This is a genomic window from Pseudomonas sp. Irchel 3E13, from assembly GCF_900187455.1.
GTDB lineage: Bacteria > Pseudomonadota > Gammaproteobacteria > Pseudomonadales > Pseudomonadaceae > Aquipseudomonas.
This window is the reverse complement of sequence record NZ_FYDX01000008.1, coordinates 224,483-246,633: the sequence shown is the minus strand read 5'-3', so window position 1 is coordinate 246,633 and position 22,151 is coordinate 224,483. Positions and strand designations below refer to the sequence as shown.

General features: G+C 66.4%; 26 protein-coding genes and 1 pseudogene. 21 read left to right on the top strand and 6 right to left on the bottom strand.

What is annotated here, in order from left to right:
• Positions 1-10 precede the first annotated feature (10 nt).
• The 18 genes from cybH to CKW37_RS16000 all read left to right on the top strand — a co-directional run bounded on the left by cybH (position 11) and on the right by CKW37_RS16000 (position 13,102).
• The gene (cybH, locus tag CKW37_RS16085; protein WP_095156690.1) at positions 11-694 is read left to right on the top strand and encodes a Ni/Fe-hydrogenase, b-type cytochrome subunit; all 684 of its coding nucleotides are present in this window, start codon (positions 11-13) and stop codon (positions 692-694) included.
• Positions 691-1,323 (top strand): HyaD/HybD family hydrogenase maturation endopeptidase, encoded by a 633-nt coding sequence (locus tag CKW37_RS16080; protein WP_095156689.1) that lies wholly within the window; start codon positions 691-693, stop codon positions 1,321-1,323. The genes cybH and CKW37_RS16080 overlap by 4 nt, the downstream gene beginning before the upstream one ends.
• A 1-nt stretch (position 1,324) precedes the next feature.
• The gene (gene hypC / locus CKW37_RS16075; protein WP_095156688.1) at positions 1,325-1,651 is read left to right on the top strand and encodes a HypC/HybG/HupF family hydrogenase formation chaperone; all 327 of its coding nucleotides are present in this window, start codon (positions 1,325-1,327) and stop codon (positions 1,649-1,651) included.
• The gene (locus CKW37_RS16070) at positions 1,648-2,130 is read left to right on the top strand and encodes a hydrogenase (protein WP_095156687.1); all 483 of its coding nucleotides are present in this window, start codon (positions 1,648-1,650) and stop codon (positions 2,128-2,130) included. Before hypC ends, CKW37_RS16070 begins: the two co-directional genes overlap by 4 nt.
• Complete coding sequence (locus CKW37_RS16065) at positions 2,127-3,008, top strand: hydrogenase expression/formation protein (protein WP_256587780.1); 882 nt, start codon at positions 2,127-2,129, stop codon at positions 3,006-3,008. Before CKW37_RS16070 ends, CKW37_RS16065 begins: the two co-directional genes overlap by 4 nt.
• Entirely contained in the window at positions 3,005-3,229 is a 225-nt protein-coding gene (locus CKW37_RS16060) for a rubredoxin (RefSeq protein ID WP_095156686.1), read from the top strand. Before CKW37_RS16065 ends, CKW37_RS16060 begins: the two co-directional genes overlap by 4 nt.
• The gene (gene hybE, locus CKW37_RS16055) at positions 3,222-3,698 is read left to right on the top strand and encodes a [NiFe]-hydrogenase assembly chaperone HybE (protein WP_095156685.1); all 477 of its coding nucleotides are present in this window, start codon (positions 3,222-3,224) and stop codon (positions 3,696-3,698) included. The genes CKW37_RS16060 and hybE overlap by 8 nt, the downstream gene beginning before the upstream one ends.
• A complete protein-coding gene (locus tag CKW37_RS16050) occupies positions 3,695-4,777 on the top strand; it encodes a HoxV (RefSeq protein ID WP_095156684.1) in 1,083 nt (360 codons plus the stop codon). The genes hybE and CKW37_RS16050 overlap by 4 nt, the downstream gene beginning before the upstream one ends.
• Entirely contained in the window at positions 4,770-5,117 is a 348-nt protein-coding gene (locus CKW37_RS16045) for a hydrogenase maturation nickel metallochaperone HypA (RefSeq protein ID WP_095156683.1), read from the top strand. The genes CKW37_RS16050 and CKW37_RS16045 overlap by 8 nt, the downstream gene beginning before the upstream one ends.
• A 21-nt stretch (positions 5,118-5,138) precedes the next feature.
• Positions 5,139-6,047: a hydrogenase nickel incorporation protein HypB gene (hypB, locus tag CKW37_RS16040; RefSeq protein WP_095156682.1), complete on the top strand. Its 909-nt coding sequence runs from the start codon at positions 5,139-5,141 to the stop codon at positions 6,045-6,047.
• Positions 6,040-7,212, top strand: coding sequence for a hydrogenase maturation protein HypF (locus CKW37_RS16035; RefSeq protein WP_095156681.1), 1,173 nt, complete (start codon positions 6,040-6,042; stop codon positions 7,210-7,212). The genes hypB and CKW37_RS16035 overlap by 8 nt, the downstream gene beginning before the upstream one ends.
• The gene (locus CKW37_RS16030) at positions 7,203-7,430 is read left to right on the top strand and encodes a HypC/HybG/HupF family hydrogenase formation chaperone (RefSeq protein WP_095156680.1); all 228 of its coding nucleotides are present in this window, start codon (positions 7,203-7,205) and stop codon (positions 7,428-7,430) included. The genes CKW37_RS16035 and CKW37_RS16030 overlap by 10 nt, the downstream gene beginning before the upstream one ends.
• Positions 7,427-8,557 (top strand): hydrogenase formation protein HypD, encoded by a 1,131-nt coding sequence (gene hypD, locus CKW37_RS16025; RefSeq protein ID WP_095156679.1) that lies wholly within the window; start codon positions 7,427-7,429, stop codon positions 8,555-8,557. The genes CKW37_RS16030 and hypD overlap by 4 nt, the downstream gene beginning before the upstream one ends.
• Complete coding sequence (hypE, locus tag CKW37_RS16020) at positions 8,554-9,621, top strand: hydrogenase expression/formation protein HypE (RefSeq protein ID WP_095156678.1); 1,068 nt, start codon at positions 8,554-8,556, stop codon at positions 9,619-9,621. The genes hypD and hypE overlap by 4 nt, the downstream gene beginning before the upstream one ends.
• Before the next feature lie 174 nt (positions 9,622-9,795).
• Complete coding sequence (locus CKW37_RS16015) at positions 9,796-10,281, top strand: Hcp family type VI secretion system effector (RefSeq protein ID WP_095156677.1); 486 nt, start codon at positions 9,796-9,798, stop codon at positions 10,279-10,281.
• The gene (locus CKW37_RS16010; RefSeq protein WP_256587778.1) at positions 10,281-10,982 is read left to right on the top strand and encodes a DUF4225 domain-containing protein; all 702 of its coding nucleotides are present in this window, start codon (positions 10,281-10,283) and stop codon (positions 10,980-10,982) included. Before CKW37_RS16015 ends, CKW37_RS16010 begins: the two co-directional genes overlap by 1 nt.
• 585 nt (positions 10,983-11,567) lie before the next feature.
• Positions 11,568-12,257, top strand: a complete 690-nt coding sequence (locus CKW37_RS16005; RefSeq protein ID WP_095156676.1) for a histidine phosphatase family protein — start codon at positions 11,568-11,570, stop codon at positions 12,255-12,257.
• Between the two features lie 2 nt (positions 12,258-12,259).
• Positions 12,260-13,102, top strand: coding sequence for a phosphatase PAP2 family protein (locus tag CKW37_RS16000; protein WP_095156675.1), 843 nt, complete (start codon positions 12,260-12,262; stop codon positions 13,100-13,102).
• A 1-nt stretch (position 13,103) separates the two neighbouring features.
• On the opposite strand, the gene CKW37_RS15995 is transcribed toward CKW37_RS16000, so the two are convergent.
• Both CKW37_RS15995 and CKW37_RS15990 read right to left on the bottom strand, forming a co-directional pair.
• Positions 13,104-14,204 (bottom strand): P1 family peptidase, encoded by a 1,101-nt coding sequence (locus tag CKW37_RS15995; RefSeq protein WP_095156674.1) that lies wholly within the window; start codon positions 14,202-14,204, stop codon positions 13,104-13,106.
• 79 nt (positions 14,205-14,283) lie between these two features.
• On the bottom strand, positions 14,284-15,324 hold the full coding sequence (locus tag CKW37_RS15990) for a hypothetical protein (protein ID WP_218241290.1): 1,041 nt from the start codon (positions 15,322-15,324) through the stop codon (positions 14,284-14,286).
• 128 nt (positions 15,325-15,452) lie between these two features.
• Between CKW37_RS15990 and CKW37_RS15985 the strand changes: the two genes are divergently transcribed.
• Positions 15,453-15,767, top strand: a complete 315-nt coding sequence (locus CKW37_RS15985; RefSeq protein ID WP_095156673.1) for a hypothetical protein — start codon at positions 15,453-15,455, stop codon at positions 15,765-15,767.
• A gap of 26 nt (positions 15,768-15,793) precedes the next feature.
• Here CKW37_RS15985 and CKW37_RS15980 read toward each other — a convergent pair whose 3' ends face one another.
• Together CKW37_RS15980 and CKW37_RS15975 are read right to left on the bottom strand one after the other, a co-directional pair.
• Positions 15,794-16,216 (bottom strand): DUF4880 domain-containing protein, encoded by a 423-nt coding sequence (locus CKW37_RS15980; RefSeq protein ID WP_095156672.1) that lies wholly within the window; start codon positions 16,214-16,216, stop codon positions 15,794-15,796.
• Complete coding sequence (locus tag CKW37_RS15975) at positions 16,213-16,722, bottom strand: sigma-70 family RNA polymerase sigma factor (protein WP_095156671.1); 510 nt, start codon at positions 16,720-16,722, stop codon at positions 16,213-16,215. Before CKW37_RS15975 ends, CKW37_RS15980 begins: the two co-directional genes overlap by 4 nt.
• A 547-nt stretch (positions 16,723-17,269) precedes the next feature.
• Here CKW37_RS15975 and CKW37_RS15970 point away from each other — a divergent pair.
• Positions 17,270-19,561 (top strand): TonB-dependent receptor, encoded by a 2,292-nt coding sequence (locus CKW37_RS15970; RefSeq protein WP_095156670.1) that lies wholly within the window; start codon positions 17,270-17,272, stop codon positions 19,559-19,561.
• Positions 19,562-19,613: 52 nt separating this feature from the next.
• On the top strand, positions 19,614-20,828 hold the full coding sequence (locus CKW37_RS15965; protein ID WP_095156669.1) for a dipeptidase: 1,215 nt from the start codon (positions 19,614-19,616) through the stop codon (positions 20,826-20,828).
• 51 nt (positions 20,829-20,879) lie between these two features.
• Here the strand turns inward: CKW37_RS15965 and CKW37_RS33675 are convergent, their stop codons facing one another.
• Both CKW37_RS33675 and CKW37_RS33670 read right to left on the bottom strand, forming a co-directional pair.
• Positions 20,880-21,290, bottom strand: coding sequence for a methyl-accepting chemotaxis protein (locus CKW37_RS33675; RefSeq protein WP_371864295.1), 411 nt, complete (start codon positions 21,288-21,290; stop codon positions 20,880-20,882).
• A gap of 135 nt (positions 21,291-21,425) precedes the next feature.
• Positions 21,426-22,106: pseudogene (locus CKW37_RS33670) on the bottom strand (PAS domain-containing protein); the annotation flags it as partial.
• Between the last annotated feature and the right edge of the window lie 45 nt (positions 22,107-22,151).

Sequence of the window (22,151 nt, the reverse complement as noted above, 5' to 3'; positions counted from 1 at the left end):
AGGTGACGACATGTCCGAACCCCACGCCCCCGAGAGCGGGCACAGCGAATACGTCTACGAAGCGCCCGTGCGCCTGTGGCACTGGATCAACGCCGCCTGCATCGTCGTGCTGTCGGTGACCGGCTACTTCATCGGCGTGCCGCCGCCGACCCAGCCCGGCGAGGCCAGCGCCAGCTTTCTGATGGGCTACATCCGCTTCGCCCATTTCGCCGCGGCCTACCTGTTCGCCATCGGCATCCTCGGCCGCGCCTACTGGGCGCTGGTGGGCAACCACCATGCCCGCGAGCTGTTCTGGATACCGATTACGCGCAAAGCCTACTGGCGCGATTTCGCCTGCTGGCTGCGCTACTACCTGTTCATCGGCCCGGTGCCGGAACCGATCTTCGGCCACAACCCGCTGTCGCGTTTCGCCATGGTCTTCGTCTTCCTGCTCACCTCGCTGTTCATGCTGGTGACCGGCTTCGCGCTGTACGGCGAAGGCGCGCAGATGGGCTCGTGGCAGGAGCAACTGTTCGGCTGGGCGCTGCCGCTGCTGGGCCAGTCGAACAACGTCCACGTCCTGCACCGCCTCGGCATGTGGCTGATGATCCTGTTCATCCTGCTGCACGTGTACGCCGCCGTGCGCGAAGAAATCTGCGGCCGCCTGCACCTGATCGGCGGCATCGTCTCGGGCTACAAGAGCTTCAAGAAATGAGCACATCCACCCCCGCTCCGCGCATCACCGTGCTCGGCATCGGCAACCTGCTGTGGGCCGACGAAGGCTTCGGCGTGCGCTGCGTCGAGGCCCTGCAACAACGCTACGAATTCGCCGACAACGTCACCCTGATCGACGGCGGCACCCAGGGCCTGTACCTGATCCAGCACGTGCAGCAGGCCGATTACCTGCTCATCTTCGACGCCGTCGACTACAGCCTGGCGCCGGGCACCCTCAAGTTCGTCGCCGACGACGAGGTGCCGCGTTTTCTCGGCGTGAAGAAGCTCAGCCTGCACCAGACCGGTTTCCAGGAAGTGCTGATGCTCGCCCAGCTCACCGGCCATTACCCCGAGCGCGTGCTGCTGATGGGTTGCCAGCCGGAGCGCATGGACGACTACGGCGGTAGCCTGCGGCCCTGCGTCAAGGCGGCGCTGGAGCAGGTCATCGACGCCGCGCTGGAGGTGCTGGCGGACTGGGGCGGCGAACCGCGCCCGCGCACCAGCGCCCTGCCCGACGACGAGGCGGTGACCCTGTTGCACCTGGAGCTGCAGCGTTATGAAAACGAGCGGCCCAGTGAAGCAGTCGCCTGCCGTATCGGCGACGAACGCATCCTCGCGCGGCGTAACTGAGATGTGCATCGGCCTGCCCATGCACGTGCTCGGCACGCGGCCCGGCGCGGCGCTGTGCGTCGACCGCCACGCCCGCCAGCGCTGGATCGACACCGCGCTGGTCGGTGATTGCGCGGCCGGCGACTGGTTGCTGGTGTTTATCGACGCCGCGCGCGAGCGCCTGAGCGCCGAACGCGCCGCCGAGATCGACGCCACCCTGGCGCTGCTCGATGCCGCGCTGCTCGGTGAACCCGTGGGCGCGGACGCCGCGTTCGCCCTGCCCTCGGCCATGAGCGCCGACGACCTGGCCCGCCTGCTTGGCCAGCCCACTTCCAAGGAATCCTTATGAGCGAATCCGCCGCCTTCCTGGCGCCCCTGCCCGCCACCCCCGCTGTCCCGCCGCTGATCAGCCGCCTGGTCGAGCAGTTCGCCGCCGACTGGGTCGACCTCGACAATGTAGAGGCCTGGCTGGCGCAGCCCGGCGACGCCTTGCTGCTGCTTTGCGGCGACCCGGTGCGCCACCCGGAATGCCTCGACGTCGCGGTGATCCTGCCGGAATTGTGCAAGGCCCTGACCGCCCGCCACGGCTGCCACCTGCGCCTGGGCGTCGGCCGGCGCGCCGATGAAGAAGCCCTGGCCGAACGCTTCGCCCTGCGCCGCTGGCCGAGCATCATCTGGCTGCGCGACGGCGGCTATGTGACCCAGATCGACGGCATGCGCGACTGGGACGTGTACTTGCGCATGGCCGAAAGCGCCCTGCAGCAGAGCAACGCGCTGATCCCCGTGCGCAGCGACGCGCCCCACCCCGCCCCCGGAGGTTGCCAGTGAACGGTGCCCACCCCATGGACCCGCTGCACTACATTCCGCTGATGGACATCGGCCCCGGCTCGCAACCCGAGGACGACGCTCCCCTGGAATACATCAACATGCCCCAGGGCATGTACACCCACAGCCTGCCGCAACTGCCCGAGCCCGAGGCGCTGGACGCCGCGCCCGGCGCCCGCCAGGCCCTCGGCGAAATCCTCGAACGGCTGCAGCGCCGCTGCGCCGGCGACACGCCGGCGATCCTCGACCTGCGCGGCTACAGCGAGGCCGACCGGCGCCTGCTCGACCAGTTGCTCGGCGAAGGCGAAGTCAGCGCGCGCATCGGCGGCGCCGCCGGCGTGCGTATCCAGGAGTCGATCTTCGCCGGCGTGTGGCGGGTGTTCGGCGTGGGCCGCGACCATATCGAAGTGGCGCCAGCCCCTTCGCTGCTCAGCCACGCGGCGCGCATCGACGCCGCCGCCGACGCCCTGACCCCGACGCTGCCATTGCCCGCCGGGGTGATGAACGCGCCAGCGATCCTCACCGAGCTGCAAGACCGCACCGGCAACTGGCAGCCCGGCAGCGCCGCCCATGTGATCAACCTCACGCTGCTGCCGCTGTCGGAACAGGACGTGCCCTTCCTCGACGCCTGCCTCGGCGACGGCGCGGTGCTGGTGCTGGCCCGCGGCTACGGCAACTGCCGCATCAGCAACACCCGCGTGCCGAACTGCTGGCGGGTGCGCTACTTCAACTCCCAGGACGCGCTGATCCTCGACACCCTCGAAGTCACCGACCTGCCGGAAGTGGTGCTCGCCGCCCCCGAGGACCTCACCGACTCGCTGGAGCGCTTCGCCGACATCATTCAGTGGTTCGAAGACGAATGCGCGGAGGTCGGCGCATGAGCGACTTTTGCGGTTTCGAAGGCAGCTACCTCGGCGACCGCAGCCGCCTGGCCGACGCCACCCGCCTGGAATGCAAGATCTGCTGGTGGATCTACGACCCGGCGCAGGGCGACCCGGTCTGGCAGATCGCCGCGGGCACGCCGTTCTCGCGCCTGCCCGAACACTGGCGCTGCCCCAATTGCGACGGCGACGCCGAACAGTTCATGGTGCTCGATGACTGAACCGAACCCGAGAGCCGAAGCACTGGCCCGGCGTTTCCGTGAAATCGCCGACACCCGCATGCGCGGCCTGCCGTTGTTGCACCCGGCGCTGGACGTTGAAGTCGTCGGCTTCGCCTGGCAGCACGTCGGCCCGCAGGCCAACCCCGGGCTGCTCGGCATCCTCATCACGCCGTGGTGCATGAACCTGATCTGGCTGCCGGACGGCAACGACGCGCCCGCCGAGGGCGAGGTGCGCGAGTACCTGATCGGTGACGAACGCATGGACTTCATCAGCGTCCACGACGACGTATTCGGCGCGTACCAGAGCTGCTCGCTGTTCTCGCCGATGTTCGACTTCGCCGACGCCAACGGCGCCCGCAAGACCGCCGTGCACGTGCTCTCCGTGTTGCGCCGCCCGCCCGTTGAAGTACCGGCCAACCCGAGCCGGCGTGGCCTGCTGTTCGGCCGCCTGACGGGAGACCGGCCATGACCGTCGACGATCCGCTGGCCCGGCTGGCCGGCTCGTTGCGAGTGCGTCCGGCGCAGCGTCCCGCGCTAATCGGCGGCCGTCCGCCGCTGGCCGGACGCCTGTTGCGCGGGCAACCGGCGCAGGCGGCGGTGCAACGCCTGCCGTTGCTCTACAGCCTGTGCGGCCAGGCCCATCGGCTGACCGCCGAGCTGGCGCTGCGTGCCGCCGTCGAGGGTGATGTCGCGCCCAGCGACGAAGCGCGGCGAATCCTCCACGGCGAAAACCGCCGCGAGCACTTGCGGCACATCCTGCTCGACTGGCCGCGGCTGCTGGCCGACGTCGCGAGCGACACGCCGATGTCACCGCCCGGGCTGGACATGCGGATCGACGCCTGGTTCGAAGGTTCGGCCCACGACTGGTTGCGGCACTGGCACGCCGACCCGCGCCAGGCGCTGCTGGACTGGAGCGGCCGTGGCCGCCACGCCGTCGCCCGCCTGCTGCACGGCTGCCGTGAACGCGCCGAGGCGCTGGTGCTGCCGCTCGACGCGCTGCCAGGCGACCGCGCCAGCCTGTTCGCCATCGGCGCCAGCCTGGCCGTTCAGGCGGATTTTCTCAGCGCACCGGAACTCGCCGGCGCGCCCCGCGAAACCGGCGCCTGGAGCCGCGCGGGCGACAGCGGCGCGCAGCGTTACGACAGCGCCTGGCTGCGCCTCGGCGCGCGGCTGGCGGACCTGGTCGAGCTGAGCCAGGCGCAACCGCGAGCGCTGGCCCTCGGTGCGATCGCGCTCGGCGAGGGTCAAGCGCTTGCCTGGAGCGAAACCGCCCGCGGCCTGCTGCTGCACCGTGTGCAGCTCGACGTCGCGAGCGAAGATCGGCGTATATACGACTACCAGGTACTGGCGCCCACCGAATGGAATCTGCATCCTCGCGGCACACTGGCCCGCGCCCTCGAAGCACTGCCCAACGACGGCACCGCGCGGCGCCAGGCCGAACTGCTGCTGGCGGTATTCGACCCCTGTCTGGCGTACCGACTGGAGAGTCCCGCGCAGCGCCACCCCGATCACCCGGCGAACGAGTCAGGAGCGCCGCGCTATGCATGAAGTGAGTCTGGCCGGCGGCATTCTCGCCGCCGTGGAAGACGCCGCGCGCAAGGACCCGTTCGCGCGGGTCAGCCGCCTGCGCCTGGAGGCCGGTAAGCTCGCCGGGGTGGAAGTCGAGGCGCTGCGTTTCGCCCTCGAAGCCCTCGCCCCCGGCAGCCTGCTCGCCGGCGCCCATATCGAGATCGAACAACCCGACGGCCAGGCCTGGTGCCTGGACTGCGCCAGCAACGTGCCGCTGCTCCAGCGCGGCGCGCCCTGCCCCCAGTGCGGCGGTTTCTGGCTGCAAGCCAACGGCGGTACTGAACTGCGCATCCTCGACCTGCAGGTCGAGGATCACTGAACCCGCAACAGGAGAAACGCCATGTGCGTCGTCTGCGGCTGCTCCAGCGGCCATTCCCATAATCCCGCGCCATCCGCCGCCACCGATGCGGTGATCGATGCCGGTGGCGCCCTGCATTACGGCCTCGGCAGCGCCGGTGTGTCGCTGCCCGGCGTGAGCCAGTCGCGCACCATCCGCATCGAGCAGGACGTGCTGGGCGCCAACGACCAGCACGCCGCGCGCAATCGCCAGGACTTCGACAGCCACGGCGTGCTGGCGCTGAATCTGGTGTCCAGCCCCGGCTCGGGCAAGACCACCCTGCTCTGCGCCACCCTCGACGCCCTGCACCAGCGCCGGCCGCACCTGCCACTGGCAGTGATCGAAGGCGACCAGCAGACCAGCCACGACGCCGAGCGCATCCGCGCCACCGGCGTGCCGGCGATCCAGGTCAATACCGGCAAGGGCTGCCACCTGGATGCGCGGATGGTCGCCGACGCCTACGCGCGCCTGCCGCTGCACGCTGCGGTGCACGCCCAAGGCCACGCGCACAGCCACGCCGCCACGCGCCTGGCGCCCGCCAGCGCCGCGCCGGTCATCGGTGCGTTGCGCCCGTTGGCGGCCCGCGGGCCGGCCGGCATCCTGTTTATCGAAAACGTCGGCAATCTGGTGTGCCCGGCCCTGTGGGACCTGGGCGAAGCGGCCAAGGTGGCGATCCTCTCGGTCACCGAGGGCGAGGACAAACCGTTGAAGTACCCGGACATGTTCGCTGCCGCCGGCCTGATGCTGCTGACCAAGACCGACCTGCTGCCGCACCTGGACTTCGACGTGCAGCGTTGCCTCGACTACGCCCACCGGGTCAACCCCGGACTGCGCGTGATCCAGCTCAGCGCCCGCGACGGCAGCGGCATGCAGGCATGGCTGGACTGGCTGCTGGGCGACCGCCATGGGTGAGCTGCGCACGCAAACCCTGCCCGGCGCGGCGGTCTGGCCGCCGGTGCTGGCCTGTGGCGCCTGGTTGAAAAACAGCGCCTGCCTGCTGCAGGGCGACCAGGTGATCTGGTCGCCGGTGCACGGCGACCTCGGCGAAACAGCGAACTGCCTGGCCCTGGAAGATTCGCTGCAGCGTTTGCTGGCCCGCGCCGAAGCGCCGCTGCGGGCCATCGCCCATGACCTGCACCCGGATTTCCACAGCACCCGCCTGGCCCTCGACACCGCCGCGCAACGGGGCGTGCCGGCGCTCGGCGTGCAGCATCACCACGCCCATATCGCCGCGCTGCAAGCCGAACATGGGCTGCGCGGCCCGGTGCTTGGCCTGGCGCTGGATGGCGTCGGCCTGGGCAGCGACGGCGCGGCCTGGGGCGGCGAACTGCTGTGGGCCGACGACCGCGCCTGGCGCCGCCTCGGCGCATTGCTGCCACTGCCGCTGCCCGGTGGCGATATCGCCGCCCGCGAGCCCTGGCGGTTGATGGCCGCGGCCTTGCATTTGCTGGGCCGCGATGCCGAGATCGGCCCGCGCCTGAATGCGCTGGTCGGCGCGCCCGCCGCCAGCACCGTGGCGCGCATGCTCGAACGCCGTCTCAACTGCCCGTTGAGCAGCGGCGCCGGACGCTGGTTCGACGCCGCCGCCGGCATCCTCGGCCTGAGCGTTCGCCAGGCGTTCGAAGCCGAAGCCGCGATCGCCCTGGAACAACGCGCCAGCGAGTATTTGCAACAGGCGCCAGCGCCCCGCGTCGATGGCCTCTGGTGGCTGCGCGACGATGGCCGCCTCGACCTGCTGCCGCTGCTGGCGCGGCTGTTCGACCTGGCCGATCAAGGCCGGGTCGGCGAAGGCGCCGCGCTGTTCCACCTGACCCTCGCCGCGGCCCTGGCCGATCAGGTCGGGCGCCAGTCCCGCGAGTTGCCGGTGCTGCTGGGCGGCGGCTGCTTCGCCAACCGCCTGCTCAGCGCGCGCCTCGAACAGCACCTCAGCGCCCAGGGCCGCCAGGTGTTCAGCGCCCAAAGCATTTCCTGCGGCGACGCCGGTCTGGCCGTCGGCCAGGCCTGGGTCGCCGCGCACTGGGCCGACCTCACCGGTCACAGCGCCCTGCCACTGGAGGACCTCCCCGCATGTGCCTAGCCATCCCCGCCCGCGTGGTGGAACTGCGCGACAACGATCAGGCGCTGGTCGACCTCGGCGGCATCCGCAAGGAAATCTCCCTGGCGCTGGTCAGCGGCGCGCAGATCGGCGACTACGTGATCGTCCACGTCGGCTACGCCCTCGGCCTGATCGACCCGGAAGAAGCCCGGCGCACCCTGGAAATGTTCAACGAACTCGATCAGGCGCAACAGCCATGAAGTACATCGACGAATACCGCGACGGCGACCTCGCCCGGCAGATCGCCGGACGCATCCGCGAAGCCGCCCGCACCGACCGCGAATACCGCTTCATGGAATTCTGCGGCGGGCACACCCACGCCATTTCGCGCTACGGCGTGAGCGACCTGCTGCCGGGCAACGTGCGCATGATCCACGGTCCCGGTTGCCCGGTGTGCGTGCTGCCGATCGGACGCATCGACCTGGCGATCCGCCTGGCCCTGGAACAGCGGGTGATCCTCTGCAGCTACGGCGACACGATGCGCGTGCCGGCCTCCGACGGGCTCTCGCTGCTGCGGGCCAAGGCCCGTGGCGCCGACATCCGGATGATCTACTCGCCGCAAGACGCGCTGAAAATCGCCGAGGCCAACCCCGGCCGCGAGGTGGTGTTCTTCGCCGTCGGCTTCGAAACCACCACGCCGCCCACCGCCCTGGTGATCCGCGAAGCCGCCCGGCGCGGCCTCGACAACTTCAGCGTACTCTGTTGCCACGTCCTCACCCCGCCGGCCATCGCCCACATCCTCGACACCCCCGCCGAACAGGCGGTGGCGCTGGACGGTTTCATTGGTCCGGCGCATGTCAGCGTGGTGATCGGCGCGGCGCCCTACGGCGAATTCGCCCGCCGCTACCAAAAGCCGGTGGTGATCGCCGGCTTCGAACCGCTGGACGTGCTGCAGGCCATTCTCATGCTGGTACAGCAGGTCAACGACGGCCGCGCCGAGGTGGAAAACGAATTCATCCGCGCCGTCAGCGACCACGGCAGCCGGCCGATGCAGGCGCTGATGGAAGAAGTCTTCGAGCTGCGCGACAGCTTCGAATGGCGCGGCCTGGGCGAGATGCCCGCCAGCGCCCGGCGGATCCGCCCGGCCTTCGCCCGCCACGACGCCGAAGCGCGCTTCGCCCTGCGCTACCAGTCGGTGCCCGACCACAAGGCCTGCGACTGCGGGCCGATCCTGCGCGGGCAGAAACAGCCCATCGACTGCCGCCTGTTCGGCACGGTGTGCACCCCGGAAAACCCGGTCGGCTCGTGCATGGTTTCCAACGAAGGCGCGTGCGCCGCGCATTACGCCTACGGGCGCTACAAAGACATTGAGGTTCACGCCGTATGAACGCCCGCTCCACGGTCAAACGCGGCTACGTACGCCCGCTCAACCTGCGCGACGGCCAGATCGAAATGGCCCACGGCGCCGGCGGCCGCGCCTCGGCGCAACTGATCGACGAGATCTTCCTGCGCGCCTTCGACAACCCCTGGCTGCGCAAGGGCAACGACGGCGCGACGCTGGCGCCGATGCTCAACCCCGGCGAGCGGCTGGTGATGGCCACCGACGCCCACGTCATCTCGCCGCTGTTCTTCCCCGGTGGCGACATCGGCAGCCTGGCGGTGCACGGCACCGTCAACGACGTCGCCATGAGCGGCGCGCAGCCGCTGTACCTGTCGGCCAGCTTCATCCTCGAAGAAGGCTTCCCCCTCGGCGACCTCAAGCGCATCGCCGACGCCATGGGCGACGCCGCCCGCCAGGCCGGCGTGGCCATCGTCACCGGCGACACCAAGGTGGTCGAGCGTGGCAAGGGCGACGGCGTCTTCATCAGCACCACCGGCATCGGCGTGGTCGCCGCCGGCATCGACACCAGCGGCCACCGCGCCCGGCCGGGGGACGTGATCCTGCTCTCCGGCAGCATCGGCGAGCATGGCGTGGCCATTCTTTCGCAGCGCGAGTCACTGGAGTTCGAGACCCAGATCCGCTCCGACAGCGCGGCGCTGCACGAACTGGTCGCCGCCCTGCTGGCCGTCGCCCCCGGCCTGCGCGTACTGCGCGACCCGACCCGTGGCGGCCTGGCCACCACCCTCAACGAAATCGCCGGACAGTCGGGTGTCGGCATGCTCCTCGACGAAGCCGCCATCCCCGTCCAGGCCCAGGTCGAAGCCGCCTGCGAACTGCTTGGCCTCGACCCGCTGTACGTGGCCAACGAAGGCAAGCTGGTGGCGATCTGCGCCGAACAGGACGCCGACGCCCTGCTCCGCACCCTCCGCGCCCATCCCCTCGGCCAGCACGCCGCCCGCATCGGCACCGTCATCGCCGATGAACACGGGTTCGTGCAGATGCATACGCGGTTTGGCGGGCGGCGGGTGGTGGATTGGCTGGTGGGGGAGCAGTTGCCGCGGATTTGTTAGTGCCGTGCGCCTGTCGTGCCGGCTGAAACCACCCGGCACGACAGGGACGTCATGAGTCTTACCGGGCCACACGACAAACCATAAACTTTTCGCGATTAACTTTAGGAAACATCCCACAGACGCACCCCGTGTTCGGTCTCTAGGCTGCGAACTCCGCCTACAAGGAGTTCGACCATGGCTACCCACAGCTACCTGTCCATCAAGGGCAACACAATGGGCCTCATCTCGGCCGGCTGCTCCACCCAGGATTCCATCGGCAACAAATGCCAGGCCGGGCACACCGACCAGATCCTGGTGCTGTCGGTGGACCATCAGATGACCAGCATCAGCAACACCGCCCACGCCACCCACAATCCCCTCATCATCACCAAGCCGATCGACAAGGCCTCGCCACTGCTGGCCGAAGCGCTGACAACCCGGGAAGTGCTGACCTGTGAGCTACATCTCTACCGAACCACGTCGACAGGCGGGATGGAGAAGTACTACAGCATCAGGATCGACGGCGCCCGGATCGTGGCCCTGACCTTCGATGTACCGCACGCGGTATTGCTGAATGACGTCGACGCCACCGAACAGATCGCCCTGCGCTACGACAACATTAGCTGGACCCACCACAGCGCCAGCACCCAAGGCTATGCCTCCTGGGGGGATGAACAATAATGCGACGCCCTTCCCCCTACCCACTTGAAACCCACGACTACTGGATCGTCAGCGACGCCGCGGCAAAGCTGACGCAATACGCCTCGATAGTTGGCTCACGGTATATCGCCGATATGGCGCTACGAGGGCGCTTCAAGCGGGAGATGGCGTATTACGCGAAGCAGGTGGTGGATGCGGTTGGGCGGGGGGAGATTAGTAGTGAAGAAGGGTTGCGGGTAATTGAGGCGGAGCGAAAAAGTCTGGGGCTTAAGGTCGTTGAGATCGGAAGAAAAGGACTTGGGCTTGTTGCCGGGAGCGTTCAGATAGTTACTGGAGCAGGTCTATGTGCTACATGGGCAGGCTGCGTTGTCGGACTGCCCTTGGCGTTGCACGGAGCCAATAATTTCTATGAAAACGGTGACAATCTGCTCACAGGGCAGTCTGACTCACAAGGGCCTGTAAAGAAAATCTATCAAACGACCGCTAGAGCTTTAGGTGGTAGTACCAGCCATGGAAATATCGCATATGGCTTGGCAGATATCGGGTTTTCTGGCTATGGCGTTTTCAAGAAAGTCTTAAAGCCTGGGGCGTGGTCGCTGTTCAGACCCATCAATAGTGACTATATAAGGGCCTATCAAGGCATGGGGGCTGGAGCACTTTCACTTGAGGCCATATTCAACGTACTCACCGTATGGCAAATCTATGAAGATTCAAGAAAATGATGAGCGCAACTTATATCTTGGGTGCCTTTGTTGGAGTGGTTGCCGCTTACTTACTAAGAATCCGTCTCTCCGGTGAAAATTTAAAAAACAGGTATTTACTGGCCTCCATGATTTTTAATCTGAGCTTCGGCGTATTCCATCTGAGACTTGTACAGACACAATGCATAGCTTTCTATAATTGCTTTCCCAGGTTGGATATTGATCACCCCGAAATAATCTGGACCGCCGTCTTCTGTCTATTTTTTCATGCGTTTGCTAACCCTATGCCTTGGACACCAAAGCGCTGGTTCAAAAAAAGAACCAAGGACGTTCATCTGTAAGCAATCGATATCGCGCTCTGAAACATGGGCATCTACACATCTCATGTGTTCTATTGAAGACCATGAGATGTGTAAATACCCATGCTGACTCCGGGGCGCAATTCACTCCCTTGCGCGCCCTTCCTGAACACCAAACCACCTCCCCCCACCTCAAGGCATTTTTCACATCCGCTTCACTCCCGCTCAACACCCCGCTCCCTACAGTGCCGTCATTCCCAGGGCCTGCTCTTCGGCGGTGCCCGGTCTTTTTGTCCGGAGTGACCTCATGTTGCAAGGCGCAATCACCCATCCCGACCTTCCCCACCCGGCCAACCGACGCCGACGACTGTCCACGAGGGCGTTGGCCGTGGTGACGGGCATGCTGGTCGTGCTCGCCGGTTTCTCTACCTGGTATGCAACTCGGACACGGGTCATGGACTTTCGCAGTGAGCAACAGATGAACAGCAGCGGCCTTTTGAGCGAATGGGCCAAAGGCGCGGTGATCGTGCTGATCCGCCACGCCGAGCGCTGCGACCGCTCGGACAATACCTGCCTGAGCGATCCCGCCGGGATTACCGTGGCCGGCAGCCAGTCAGCCACCGAGGTCGGCAAGGGCATTGCGCAACTCGGTCTGCAGCATGCCGAGTTGCTGAGCAGCCCCGAGGTGCGCACGCAACAGACCGCGCATTTCCTGTTCGGCAAGGCCATCGCTACCCAGGACTGGCTCGGTCAGTGCGACCGCGACTTCGCGAAAAGCGCCTTCAGCCACAAGGAGGCCGGCTATAACCTGGTCCTGGTGACCCACAGCGGTTGCATCGACCGCGTCGAACGGCAGTTGAACGTGCCAGGCGGGGAACGCTCCAGCGAGTACGCGAGTGCGCTGTTCGTCTCGATGGGCAACAACGGCAAGGCGCGGATTCTCGGGCAGATGAATGCCGAGCAGTGGAAAAAACTCGTTACCCGTGCCGGGAGTTGAGCATGTCGTCTTCGTCCCGTAGCCGTTTCTATCTGCTCAACCTGGGTGTTCCGCTGGCACTGGCGCTGGCGGTATTCCTGTTGTTCGACCTGACCAACCTCGATCGCTGGATCAGTAACCTGCTGATCGACCCGGCCACTGGCCAGTTCCTGTTCTTTCACGATCAACTGTTCGAGAAACTGACCCACAAATGGCCGCGCATCCTGCCGGACTGGACGGGCGAGGCGGCCATCATCGGGATGCTGCTGTCGGTGCTCTGGCCGGGCCTTGCGAAGTTTTCCCATACGGCGCCGGTGCGCCTGCTGGAAACCGCGCGGATCGCCCCGGTGTTGCGCTTCACTGCGCGACATCGCCGCGATTTCGTTTTCGTGGTGGTGGCCTTCGCCCTGTGCACCGGGGTCATCCACTTCCTGAAGAGCCACACCGGCGTGTATTGCCCGGTGGAAACCACGCTGTACGGCGGCGCCCAGCCGCACCTCGAATGGTTCAACCAGTTCAGCCTGCTGAGCAAGGCCGGCGACGGTCGTTGCTGGCCAGCCGGGCACGCGTCCAGCGGTTTCACCCTGCTGGCCCTGTACTTCGTCGCACGGCGGTACCGCTGGGTTCACGCGCGCAAGTTGCTGGTGGCGATTCTGGTGGTCGGGTTCATCTACGGCACCACACGCGTGCTGCAGGGTTGGCACTACATGTCGCACACCTTCTGGGCCGGGATATTCGTCTGGCTGACCAGTTGGGCAACGGCGCTGGTGTTCTATGGCCGGCCAGCCTTGCAGGCGGCGCCAAACCGCGCCGCACGCCGCGCACCGTCACCTGCCGAAGGCTTCGCTCGCGCCGACGCTGCCTGATTCAGCCGCGCCAACCCACCTCGCGCAGCGCCTTGAGCAGGCGCTCGCCACCCAGCCCCGGCACGAGCACGCCATCGGCGCTGCGCATGTCAGTGCCGGCCAGCAGTGCATTGACGATGGCCTCTTCCACCGCCTCCGCCGCGGCCAGGAACAGCGGGCTGATATGGTCGTTGTTGACCATCTGCACCGCCTGGGAAAAGGCGATGCCCTTGCGTCCGTAACCGGCCGGGGGCAGGTGTTGATCGGCGCTGGAAAAAGCGATGAACAGGTCGCCACTGGAGTCCTCGGTGCCACCGCCGGTGCGGGCAATGCCGATGGCGGCGCGCTGCGCCAGGCGCTGGCATTGATGGGGCAGCAGAGGCGCGTCGGTGGCGATGACCACTACGATCGAGCCCATGCCCGGCTCGCCACCCGTGGCGAACGGCGACGGCAGGTCATCCAGCACCCGCCCCACCGGATAACCATCGACCCGCAATTGCTGGCGCTGACCATGATTGGCCTGGACCAGCGCGCCGACCGTCCAGCCGCCCTGCGCCGCCGGTAACTTGCGCGAAGCACTGCCGATACCGCCCTTGAACTCATGACAGATCATCCCGGTGCCACCGCCCACCGCGCCTTCGCTCACCGGCCCGGTTTTCGCGTCGGCCAGCGCCTCGCGGACATGCTCGGGGCGCACATGCTGCCCCCAGATATCGTTGAGCACGCCGTCGTAGGTTTCCATCACCACCGGCATGCACCAGTACACCGACGGGTCGGCCAGCGCATCGCGTTCGGCCGCCACCAGCGCATCCCGCACCACGCCGACACTGTGGGTGTTGGTGATGGCGATGGGCGTGCTCAGCAGGCCGGCCTCGCGAATCCACTCCAGGCCGGTGGCGTCGCCATTGCCGTTCAGCACATGCACGCCGGCGAAGCACGGCTGCAAACGCGCCTCGCCGGCCCGCGGTTGCACCACCGTGACGCCGGTGCGGACCTGCTTGCCGTCGGCGGCGTCGGCCAGCACGGTGCTGTGGCCGACACGAACACCGGGCACATCGGTGATGGCATTGAATTCGCCGGGCGTACCGACACCGACGCGGATACCGAGTTGACGAGCGCGCATGAAAACTCCCTGGAAATGATCGGACCTGTAGCCAATCTAGCCGGCCCACAGCAGTGAGCCAATGACCGCGGACGTCGGCCTAGCGCCCGAACAACACCGCCCGCGCCGCCTCGGAAGGCAACACACACGTCACATCGTGCCCGCACCCCGGCACCACGATCATTCGCCGGGCCAGTTGCGGTTTAAGCAGTGTTTGCTCGTAGGCCGTATAGGCCAGGCCCCTTTGCAAACGGAAAGGGCCTTGCGCCATGGCCGCGCAGGATGTGTCGAGAATCGGGTAGAACGCGCCTTTCGCGCGGCTGCTGTCCAGCGCGCCCTCAAGATAATCCACCTGCGTCGCCCCATAGCGCGCCCGCGCCTGCTCCGCGCTGCGGCCGAGATAGCCAGGCAAGGCCTGAACGCCGTATTTCCAGTGGTCATAGCCGGGGCACGCCTGGGGCACCTGAAAGGTGAAACGACAGCCAGCAGCGCACGCCGCCCATCCGCCCTCGGGCAAAGGCCGCACGGGATCGAAATAGAGCCAACTGCCCGGATCGGCGATCACATAACGCACCGCGATACCCGCCGGCGGATCGGCGGCGAACCCAATGCTGTGCTGCAACATCTGCGCCCCCGCCGAAAACCCGGCCAGGGTCACGCTGCGCACGCTCGGCCACTGCCTGTGCAGTTCCACCAGCAGCGCGTCGAGGGCGGCGAAGGCGCCGATCGGCTGAGGGCCCAGCGAAGGTTCGCCCGCGAGCCATCCGGCGCAGGTCCACAGCGCGTCGCCCGCTTGCGCAAGCGGTACGCCACGGGTGTGGCAACGGTTGGCGTCGGCCACCTGGTACAGCGGCGCGACCACCAGGGTGTCGGCCAATCGTCCCGCCCCACGCACTGCCTGCAAGCCGGCCTCGAAACTGCGATTGGCGTCCCGTGGGTGACCATGCATCACCACCAGCACCGACTGCGGCGCAGGGGCGGAATCCGATGCGTAGAAACTCATGCGCCCCGCCTGCTCCGGCAGTTCGAATGACCGCAAACAGGCGGAACCGGCGCGTTCGGCGCAAGCGCCGTCCTCGGCAGCCAACACCCGCAGCGGCGCCAGCATCAACAGCAACGCCCACAGCACTAACCTCATCATCACTTCACACCCTTCGCGACCAGGCTTTCATCGTAGCCTCGACTGGGCCACAGAATCGCCTCGCGAACTGGAAACCGCACAAAGCCCTCCTGTAACCTTCCGCAAAATCCCCCGGATAGCAGCCCAACGTGACGACCCCGACCCTGAAACCCCGCGAGGCCTACCAGATTCTTCGAGACATCGCCCAGGGCATTCGGCCGATGCGCCGGATCGGTGAGCAAGGCTGGCTGGAGAGTGGCGGCGGGCTGCTGACCGTGGAGGTCGATGGCTGGGTGTTCACCCTGCACAACGACGGCGACCGGCTGAGCCACTGCGATCGCTGCTACGACCCCGAAGGCGCCGCCTATCTGTACGACACCGCGCACCCATACGGCACCAACCCGGTGGAGTTCATGAGCCAGTGGGAAGTGCAGCAGGTGGAGCGGATGTTGAGGGCGCTTTAGAGGCCTACACCTTCTGCGCTAGCCAGTCACTTGCACGACGTTGAGCGGCGGGCTCTGCTGGAGGATCTCCAGCGTCTGCCGGCAATCATCCCACGAAAGGTGCTGGGCTCGCGGCCGTCGCACCAGGCGTCCTGGGGCGAACTGGCCAGCCAGCCCGCGCCCCCCAGCAGCAGGCTGAGACCCAACGCCGTACGCAGGAAGGTGCGGCGACCATCGGACTGTTCGAGACTGCGCAACAATGGCTGACTGGCGCGACCCCGCCACGGCGATTGCTGGAACTGCGCCAGCCCCGCCAGCAGGCGCTGGTACACCTGGCGATGGTGGCTGGAACGGCTGCGCCAGTGCTCCAGTTCAGCGTGGAGGTGATCGTCGAAGTCACCCGACTGCAAGCGCACCATCCAGTCGATGGCCTCCTCCGCCACCGGGTCGTCGAGACGCTGCTCGTTCATGCTTGCAACCCTCGGTAACAGCAGCGCAGAGCCTGGGCCATGAGTTGATGAATGCGCCCGAGGGACAACCCCAGGCGGCCCTGGATCTGCACGTAGGTGAGTCCCTCGAGCTGACTGAGCACGAACACCGTGCGCGACTGGCTGGACAAGCCATCGAGCAGCCGGTCGATAGCGACCAGGCTCTCGATGAGCATCAGTTGCTCCTGCGGCGAGTGCTGGAACTCTTCCGGCACCAGGGCCAATGCCTGCAGACAGGCTTTTTCCAGATCACGGCGCCGCCAGGTTTCGTACATCAGGCGCTGGGCAATGGTGGTCAACAGCGCGCGCGGCTCGCGGATCGCGCCTGGGTCGGGGAGCATCCACACCCGCAGAAAGGTTTCGGCGGCGAGATCTTCGGCGCTGTGGCGGCAGCCGGTGCGAAACGCCAGGCGCGTGTGCAACCAGGCGTAATGCTCGCGGAAAATACGGGTCACGGTCTGCTGTTTGGGCAGGTTTTCCACATCCATGGTCTGACAATCTTCTGAGGGACTGCGCACGCCATCGGACAAGAAGGTGGTGGCCGGTCAAGGGATCGGTTGACTGCTTCCCTGGCAGTTGGGTCGAGTGTGCCCCAGGGAAATCACGCTGAAAAAGAATAAAAAATCGTAGAGACATGAAAGTTTTGCATATATGCGCCGCGCCCCACGGTCCCTTGGCGTGCACCTGAATTGCCCCTCCATCTCGCCTTGAATCAGCGTGCCAGCGCCCGCCAGTGGTTATAGCCACCTGACAAGATGTTCTAAATGATTGACTGAAAATCCCGGGCTCTCGTTGCTCAAGGTGGGAAACAACGGCCAGTAGACCACTGCGCTTCACCGACCCGGAGTTTCATCCATGCCCCGACGTTTTCCCCCGCCTCCCTGACGTGCGCACGAGCCATTCGGCACGTGCGGGCGGTTCGGGATCGTCCCGCCCCCGCGCCCGAATACGCCCCGCATGATTTTCCCGACAGCCTGCGGCTGTTCGCCCACGGCGCCAGCGGGCGCTGATGGAACTCTTTGCCAAGGATCGCTCATGATTCACCACGTCCCGCTGTTCTCGCGCAAACACCTGCCCGGCCTGCTGGTCGGCGGCCTGCTCACCGCCCCTGCCTGGGCCGCCGATACCACCCTGGACAAGGTCCAGGTGGTCGGTGCCCGCGTCACCGAAGCCAGCGCCGCCATCGGCGAAGACCGCATCAGCAACACCCTGAGCATCTCGCACCAGGCGCTGCTTTCAGCGCCCGCAGGCACCTCGGGCCTGAAAATGCTCGAAGCCCTGCCCGGCTTCAACGTGCAGGTCAACGATGCGCTGGGCCTCTATGAGTTCGGCAATTCGGTGTTCGTGCGGGCGTTCAACCTGCAACAGATCGGTTTCTCGCTCGACGGCGTGCCGCTGGGGCGCAGCGACCAGTTCGGCGGCAGCCCGATCTATCGCTACGTGGACAACGAGAACACCGAGCGGGTGACCGCCTCCACCGGTGCCGGTGATGTCACCCAGTCCGGCTATGCCTCGCTCGGGCCTTATGTCGATTACCAGACCATCGACCCGTCCCCGGAGCCGGGTGCGAGCCTGTCCTACACCTTGGGCAGCGACAGCCTGCGGCGCAGCTTCGTGCGTCTGCAGACCGGCGAACACCAGGGGCTGTCGGCCTATGTCAGCCGCTCGAAGATCGACGGCGACCTGTGGCGCGGCCCCGGCACCATCGACCGCGAACACCTGGAGGCCAAGGTCCGCTACCGCTTCGGCGAGGACAACAGCGTCTGGCTCCGCGCGGTGCACAACTCGTTCTTCGACTACGACTCGCCCTACGTGAGCCTGGCGCAGTACCACGGCACCGCCAACGACGCGTTTGGCCGCTCCGGACGCGACTTCGCCTACCTCGATTACCTCCCCGACCTGCCCGAGACAGCGCCGGGCGTGCCGTACAGCAACAGCGGCTACAACCAGTACTACAAGCAAGCCATCAACCAGCGCCGCGACACACTCTACAGCCTCGGCGGACAATTCCGCCTGAACGACAACCTGAGCCAATACGCCACGCTCTATTACGAGGGCAAGCGCGGCTACGGCGTATCGCCCGAGGCCTACGCCACCTCGCTGGCCCTGCACAATGCCGAGAGCAACGTGCCCGGGCTGGTCGATCCACGGGGCGTGCAGTACGGACTTTCGGCACTCAGCGGGCATCGCTACGGCGCGCGCACCGGCCTGCAATGGGACCTCGGCGCCCATCGCCTGGAAGCCGGCGTGTGGGCCGAGAAAGACGTCTTCAACCGCTTGCAGGCGCGCTACAACCTCGTCGGAGGCAGCCCGGCGGGTGAGCCGTTGCGCAACGAGCCGGTGCACTTGCAGGGTGATTTCACCTCCACCCGTGACTCGCTGCAACTGCACCTGAAAGACACCTGGGCGCTGCTCGATGACCGCCTGCTCGTGCAATACGGGTTCAAGCGCCTCGAACTGGACTACCGCATCGAAGGCCAACGCAACGCCGGCGACTACATCAACGGCCGCAACCCGCGCCTGTCGACGACCTGGCGCGACGGTTTCCTGCCGCAACTGGGGGCGGTCTACAACCTCACCGACAGCAGCCAGTTGTTCGCCTCGTACTCCGAGAACATGGCATTACCGCGTGGCGCCGACGACATCTACCGTGCCGCCAGCCCCCAGGCACCGGCGCCGGAAGCGGAGCGGGCGAAGAACTACGAGCTTGGCTGGCGCCTCAATCGCCCCACGTTCAACGCCGCCTGGGCGCTGTACCGCAGTGATTTCGACAACCGCCTGCAAGCCTTCGCCTCACCGGTGCCCGGCAGCAGCCAGGTCGAAACCTTCTACCAGAACGTCGGCAAGGCGCAGGCCTACGGCACTGAACTGAGCGGCCAGTGGAAACCCGGCGTGCTGGGTGGCCAGGTGATCCTCAACGGAGCCCTCACCTACAACCGCGCCCAGTTCCAGGACGACGCCGCGGGCCTGGCCCTGAGCGGCAACGACCTGCCCGACAGCCCGCGCTGGCTGGGCCAGACCGGCATCACCTGGGAAATCACACCGTGGGCGATCCTCAACCTTTCGGCGCGCTACATCGGTGAGCGCTACAGCAACTTCACCAACAGCGAACAGGTCCCCGGTTACACGCTCTACAACGCCTACCTGGACCTGGGCGGCGAAGCCTGGGGCAACGGCGCGCTGAAAAGCGTCAAGTTGCGCTTTAACGTCGACAACCTCTTCGACAAGGACTACCTGGGCTACATCCTCACCAGCACCACCGGCCCCGCGGTGTACCGCCCGGGTTCGCCGCGCACCTTCCAGACCACCCTGAGTGTGGACTTCTGACCGCCCTGGCCGCGCCCGCCAGGCGCGGCCGCTGATTTCTGGAGCCTGCCCCATGAAGCCAATGCTGTTCACCCTTGCTCTGGCGAGCCTGACGACCCATGCCGCCAGCGTGCCGGAGCCCGCCGCTGTCAGCCCGGAAACTCTCGCCCTGCATCAGCGCCTGCTGGTCCTCGACAGCCACCTCGATACGCCCTTGCAACTGACCCGCCCCGGCTGGGACATCAATCAGCGCCACGACACCCAGATCGATGGCAGCCAGGTCGATCTGCCGCGCATGCGCGAAGGCGGGCTGGATGGCGGCTTCTTCGCCATCTACACCCCCCAGGGTCCACGGGACGAAGCCGGGCTCGCCCATGCCAGTGCCTATGGCCTGGCGACCCTGCAGCGCATCCGCGACATGATCGACCGCCAGCCGCAACAGTTCGCCCTGGCACGCACCGCCGACGACGCCCGGCGCATCGCCGCGAGCGGCAAGCGGGTGGTGTTCATCAGCATGGAGAATGCCGAACCGCTGGCGGCCGACCCTGAGCTGTTGCGCACCTACCAGCGCCAGGGCCTGAGCATGCTCGGGCTGGTGCATTTCGCCAGCAACAGTTTTGCCGACTCGGCCACCGCCCTGCCCGAGTGGCACGGGCTGAATGACAAAGGCAGGGCACTGGTGCGCGAAGCCAACCGGCTGGGCATTCTGCTGGACGTGTCGCATGCGTCCAACGCCGTGCTCGACCAGGTACTGGTGTTGTCCACAGTGCCGGTCATTGCCTCGCATTCCAGCAGCCACGCGATCAACGCCCACCCGCGCAACCTCGACGATGAGCGCTTGCGCAAATTGGCGGCCAAGGGCGGTGTGATCCAGGTCACGGCTTACAGCGACTACCTGGTGCCGCTCACACCCAACCCTGAACGCAACAAGGCCCTGGCCGCGCTGGGCGCGCGCTTTCGCAACATCGCCGCGCTCAGCCCGGAGCAGGCCCGGGCGTTGTTTGCCGAACGGGCCGAGATCGACCGGCGCTACCCGCAACCGCGAGCGGACCTGGAGGTGTTCATGAAACACCTGCTGCATGTGCTGGAGGTGGTCGGCCCGCGTCACGTCGGGATCGGTGCCGACTGGGATGGCGGTGGCGGCGTGATCGGGCTGGAGGATGTGAGCCAACTGCCCCGGGTCAGCCAGCGATTGCTGGATGCCGGGTACAGCGAACAGGACCTGGCGGCTATCTGGAGCGGGAATCTGTTGCGGGTGTTGCAGGAGGCACAGGCCGGGGCGGGTTGAGCCGTCAGGATCGAGCGCCGCGTGGGCGGCGCTGGATTTCCCGTCCGGCCCTCAAACCGACAATTGATTGGTGAACTGCCCCACGGCATTCACCACCTTCTGCGCCCCGTCCTGGATCTCGACGATAACGGTCCCCGCCTGCGCGGACAGCTCAAGGCCCTGCTCGGCATGGCGCTTGCCCTGTTCGATGATGCGCACGGCTTCTTCGGCCAGTTTCTGGTTTTGCGTCACGACGTCGACGATTTCTTCGGTCGCCTTGGTGGTGCGCGAGGCCAGTTGCCGGACTTCATCGGCGACCACCGCAAAGCCGCGCCCCTGCTCGCCCGCACGCGCCGCTTCGATCGCCGCGTTCAAGGCCAGCAGGTTGGTCTGGTCGGCAATGCCGCCGATGCTTTTGACGATGCTGCCAACGATCTGCGACTGCTTGTCCAGCGCCGCGATACCTTCCACCGCCGCAGTCATTTGCACCGCCAGGCCCTGGATAACATCGACGGTTTCCTGGATCACGACGCTGCCGCGCCGGGCGCTGTCGTCGGTCTGTTGCGAGGTGGTGAAGGCGATTTCCGCCGCCTGCGACACGGCGATCTCGCGGTTGACCTGGTCGGTGATGACCGTGGCGAACTTGACGATCTTGTACAGCCGGCCATGGGCGTCGGAAATGGGGTTGTAGGTCGCTTCCAGCCAGACCACATGGCCGTGGCTGTCGATGCGCTTGAAGCGATCGGCGATGAACTCGCCACGGCGCAGTTTTTCCCAGAACCGCTCGTAGCCCGCAGAACCCTGCTCTTCGGCGTCGCAGAACACCCGATGGTGTTTGCCCTGGATGCCTTTGAGGGTGTAGCCCATCGCATTGAGGAACCGCTCATTGGCGTTCAGCACCGTGCCCTGCAGGTCGAATTCGACCACGGCGGTGGAACGTTGCAGGGCCTCGATAAGGTTTTCCCGCTCCCGCGAGGTTTCGATGGTGCGGGTCAGGTCGTTGGCGTACAGCGAGACATAGTCGATCTGCCCGCGTGCGTTCCTGACCGGCTGCACGATCGCCCGCAGCCAGGCCTCGTTACCGTTGCCACGGCGCAGTTGCAGGGCGCCGGCCCAGTGCTCGCCGCTCTGGATCGCGCGCTTCATGAGGCCGAAGTGGTTGGTGCTCTGGGCATACTCCGGCACCAGCCCGAAAAGGATCTTGCGTTCCACGGCGCTGGCCGAGTACTGCATTTCCTTGAGGAAGTTGCCGTTGGCATAGGTGATTTCACCTTGCGAGCTCAACGTCAGGACGAGCATTTCACTGTCCAGGCTGTCCTTGACCTGTTCGAGCGACGAGAGCTT

What these genes read in the sequence shown, in the direction of transcription:
- cybH (WP_095156690.1), top strand. Translation starts at nt 11, where the DNA reads ATGTCCGAACCCCACGCCCCCGAGAGCGGGCACAGCGAATACGTCTAC.
- CKW37_RS16080 (WP_095156689.1), top strand. Translation starts at nt 691, where the DNA reads ATGAGCACATCCACCCCCGCTCCGCGCATCACCGTGCTCGGCATCGGC.
- hypC (WP_095156688.1), top strand. Translation starts at nt 1,325, where the DNA reads ATGTGCATCGGCCTGCCCATGCACGTGCTCGGCACGCGGCCCGGCGCG.
- CKW37_RS16070 (WP_095156687.1), top strand. Translation starts at nt 1,648, where the DNA reads ATGAGCGAATCCGCCGCCTTCCTGGCGCCCCTGCCCGCCACCCCCGCT.
- CKW37_RS16060 (WP_095156686.1), top strand. Translation starts at nt 3,005, where the DNA reads ATGAGCGACTTTTGCGGTTTCGAAGGCAGCTACCTCGGCGACCGCAGC.
- hybE (WP_095156685.1), top strand. Translation starts at nt 3,222, where the DNA reads ATGACTGAACCGAACCCGAGAGCCGAAGCACTGGCCCGGCGTTTCCGT.
- CKW37_RS16050 (WP_095156684.1), top strand. Translation starts at nt 3,695, where the DNA reads ATGACCGTCGACGATCCGCTGGCCCGGCTGGCCGGCTCGTTGCGAGTG.
- CKW37_RS16045 (WP_095156683.1), top strand. Translation starts at nt 4,770, where the DNA reads ATGCATGAAGTGAGTCTGGCCGGCGGCATTCTCGCCGCCGTGGAAGAC.
- hypB (WP_095156682.1), top strand. Translation starts at nt 5,139, where the DNA reads ATGTGCGTCGTCTGCGGCTGCTCCAGCGGCCATTCCCATAATCCCGCG.
- CKW37_RS16035 (WP_095156681.1), top strand. Translation starts at nt 6,040, where the DNA reads ATGGGTGAGCTGCGCACGCAAACCCTGCCCGGCGCGGCGGTCTGGCCG.
- CKW37_RS16030 (WP_095156680.1), top strand. Translation starts at nt 7,203, where the DNA reads ATGTGCCTAGCCATCCCCGCCCGCGTGGTGGAACTGCGCGACAACGAT.
- hypD (WP_095156679.1), top strand. Translation starts at nt 7,427, where the DNA reads ATGAAGTACATCGACGAATACCGCGACGGCGACCTCGCCCGGCAGATC.
- hypE (WP_095156678.1), top strand. Translation starts at nt 8,554, where the DNA reads ATGAACGCCCGCTCCACGGTCAAACGCGGCTACGTACGCCCGCTCAAC.
- CKW37_RS16015 (WP_095156677.1), top strand. Translation starts at nt 9,796, where the DNA reads ATGGCTACCCACAGCTACCTGTCCATCAAGGGCAACACAATGGGCCTC.
- CKW37_RS16010 (WP_256587778.1), top strand. Translation starts at nt 10,281, where the DNA reads ATGCGACGCCCTTCCCCCTACCCACTTGAAACCCACGACTACTGGATC.
- CKW37_RS16005 (WP_095156676.1), top strand. Translation starts at nt 11,568, where the DNA reads ATGTTGCAAGGCGCAATCACCCATCCCGACCTTCCCCACCCGGCCAAC.
- CKW37_RS16000 (WP_095156675.1), top strand. Translation starts at nt 12,260, where the DNA reads ATGTCGTCTTCGTCCCGTAGCCGTTTCTATCTGCTCAACCTGGGTGTT.
- CKW37_RS15995 (WP_095156674.1), bottom strand. Translation starts at nt 14,204, where the DNA reads ATGCGCGCTCGTCAACTCGGTATCCGCGTCGGTGTCGGTACGCCCGGC.
- CKW37_RS15990 (WP_218241290.1), bottom strand. Translation starts at nt 15,324, where the DNA reads ATGATGAGGTTAGTGCTGTGGGCGTTGCTGTTGATGCTGGCGCCGCTG.
- CKW37_RS15980 (WP_095156672.1), bottom strand. Translation starts at nt 16,216, where the DNA reads ATGAACGAGCAGCGTCTCGACGACCCGGTGGCGGAGGAGGCCATCGAC.
- CKW37_RS15975 (WP_095156671.1), bottom strand. Translation starts at nt 16,722, where the DNA reads ATGGATGTGGAAAACCTGCCCAAACAGCAGACCGTGACCCGTATTTTC.
- CKW37_RS15970 (WP_095156670.1), top strand. Translation starts at nt 17,270, where the DNA reads ATGATTCACCACGTCCCGCTGTTCTCGCGCAAACACCTGCCCGGCCTG.
- CKW37_RS15965 (WP_095156669.1), top strand. Translation starts at nt 19,614, where the DNA reads ATGAAGCCAATGCTGTTCACCCTTGCTCTGGCGAGCCTGACGACCCAT.
- CKW37_RS33675 (WP_371864295.1), bottom strand. Translation starts at nt 21,290, where the DNA reads ATGACTGCGGCGGTGGAAGGTATCGCGGCGCTGGACAAGCAGTCGCAG.